This window comes from Microcoleus sp. MON2_D5, from assembly GCF_036701905.1.
Lineage (GTDB): Bacteria > Cyanobacteriota > Cyanobacteriia > Cyanobacteriales > Microcoleaceae > Microcoleus.
This window is the reverse complement of the sequence record NZ_JAUBRM010000216.1, coordinates 1-2,286: the sequence shown is the minus strand read 5'-3', so window position 1 is coordinate 2,286 and position 2,286 is coordinate 1. Positions and strand designations below refer to the sequence as shown.

At 43.6% G+C, this 2,286-nt stretch carries 3 protein-coding genes; all 3 read left to right on the top strand.

The features are described from left to right. The coding region (locus QUA47_RS30735; protein WP_333433614.1) for an arylamine N-acetyltransferase at positions 1-634 on the top strand (634 nt) is incomplete at its 5' end. Between the two features lie 110 nt (positions 635-744). Beyond that, a complete protein-coding gene (locus QUA47_RS31160) occupies positions 745-1,023 on the top strand; it encodes a tyrosine-type recombinase/integrase (protein WP_445302564.1) in 279 nt (92 codons plus the stop codon). A 117-nt stretch (positions 1,024-1,140) separates the two neighbouring features. Next, positions 1,141-1,491, top strand: coding sequence for a hypothetical protein (locus tag QUA47_RS30730; protein WP_333433613.1), 351 nt, complete (start codon positions 1,141-1,143; stop codon positions 1,489-1,491). The last annotated feature ends 795 nt before the right edge of the window (positions 1,492-2,286 follow it).

The following is a 2,286-nucleotide window of genomic DNA, read 5'->3' as shown; positions in this document are numbered from 1 at the left end:
AGTCATGAATGTAGAACCACGTGAAACGCTGGCGATCATTGAATCGATTGTTTACAAATCAAATGGTTTTGCTATAGCAGCTCGCGTGCTGTGGAATTTGCCGTCCGGGACGATCGCACCTCGCAGTCATATGGTGCTGGGGGTCAATATTGATGGAGAGCCATACATTGCAGATGCGGGATTCGGAGGATTAACGCTTACCGCGCCGCTTGCTTTGACACCGGATATTGAACAACCTACCTCCCACGAACCATTTCGATTGAGCGCAGCGGATCGCAGCTACATTATGCAAGCATATATCAAGCATGAGTGGAAATCCCTTTACAGATTCGATCTTCAGGAACAAGAATTACCAGATTATGAGGTGAGTAATTGGTACGTTTCAACTCATCCAAACTCGATTTTTGTTACTAATTTGATGGTGGCAAAACCGGATTCAAATTGTCGTTATGCCTTGTGGAACAATCAGTTTACGGTGCATTATTTGGATGGTCGAACAGAACACCGCGTCCTTTCAACGGTTGCAGAGTTACGCGCTACCCTTGAGAATGTTTTTTGTCTCAACCTGGGAGCGATCGCTGAGCTCGATCGGATGTTACAACAATTAATTGAGCGATCGTGTGCGATGACCTAACGGTGAAAGTGGGCAACTCTCGATTTATGGCAAGGGCGACCAGACTCACGTGGTTCTACTTCCTTCGTCTCTGTATCTAGCACTTTTGAACAGCACAGGGGAGGCGGGGAATTCGCTCGCCGATTTTCAGAAGTCGGAAAGCGGCTAACGGCGGGCGCTTGCACCGGGTTTCTGTAACGCACTTGGTCAAGGAAACTGCTAAACGTGCGGGCATCTCGGAGAAGACTAGCGCCCATTGGTTAAGGCATTGTCACGCGAGCCACGCTCTCAACAGCGGAGCACCGATTCACTTGCTGAGTCAAACTTTAGGTCATGCGTCAGTAGCCACAACCAGCAAGTATCTTCACGCAAAAACAAATGATTCTAGCGGTCTGTACTTGGTAACTTAGACGGGCTATCGGATGTGATCGATGTTGAAGGCATTGAGGAAAAGACAGCCCAAAACAGAGCGATCGAAACTATCCATATTTATCGTATATACTTCTAATAGTTTCATGTAAAACCCTATGTTTATTCCATTGATTATCGCCTTGTCACAGCCTGTTAATATAGCACAAGCTCAACCTTGCAAGCTCTCGGTAATTGGCGATAAAGAAACCAACAATTGTCCACTTTCAACGGGAATATTCGCTTCAAAGGAATGGACAATTAAGCTTTCTTATTGGGAACCAGGAGCTTATGTTTTTAAAGGAATAAATCGAGTTAACGGCAAAAAAATTAACGCTACAGGATCTGAAGTAAGAGGAACAGTAGATAGACCACAATATCCATTCAGTGAGGAGAACTCAGAGACTTTGTACCTTGTCACATTCCAAAGGGACGACCGAAACACGATTCGACTCGAAATTTTTATATAGCCAGTCTATTTGAGTCATGAATGTAGAATAACCTGACACGCTTGTGATGATTGAATCGATTGTTTACAAATCAAATGGTTTTGCTATAGATACTGTTCCAGTTTACAACCAGTTGCTGCATAAAACATCTTCAAACGACCCGTTTTGGGGACGATAGAATAAGTATTTTAACCCAGTTTTAGGGTAATTGGAGTTTAGACTAAGCACAAGTTTACTCAGCTCCTTCTGAGTAGAAATTATGGTGAATTTAGAGAAAGACCCCCAGATTAACTAATCGATCTTGGTGATTTTTGGAACCGACTTTTACCCTTTTTGATCACAGGAGAGCGAGATCTTGGAGCGCGAAATTTTCTCGTTTGCCATCCATCCGAGTTTCCTCGTCGTTTGGGAGCAACAGCCGGAGTCCCAATCTTGATTGAAAGTGGAAGCATTGATTGTACAACGCTTCCCCGCGTCAACTCAGGCAGAGATTTTTGCCGTCGGTAAACGGATTTCTCTGGATGGCAGGCTCAGTTGCAGTTAATTCTGGTTTAGTTGCAGTTAATCCTCGCTGAACTATAATTTTCGTTGCAGTTAATCCTGGCTTAGAAATGTTTTGATTGCAGGTTTGAGCGTTTAGTATTGCAGGTCGCTACAAGTAAGGATTTGAGGCTTTTAAATTTCAGATAGATCAATTGGTACCATTGGTGACAAGTTAAGGCTCAAAGCCCGTTGTCAAGCAGGGTAAGCTCATCTAATTTGGTATAATATGAACTTGACAAAGTTAACAAAATAAGCATAAGAGACTGTGTAGAC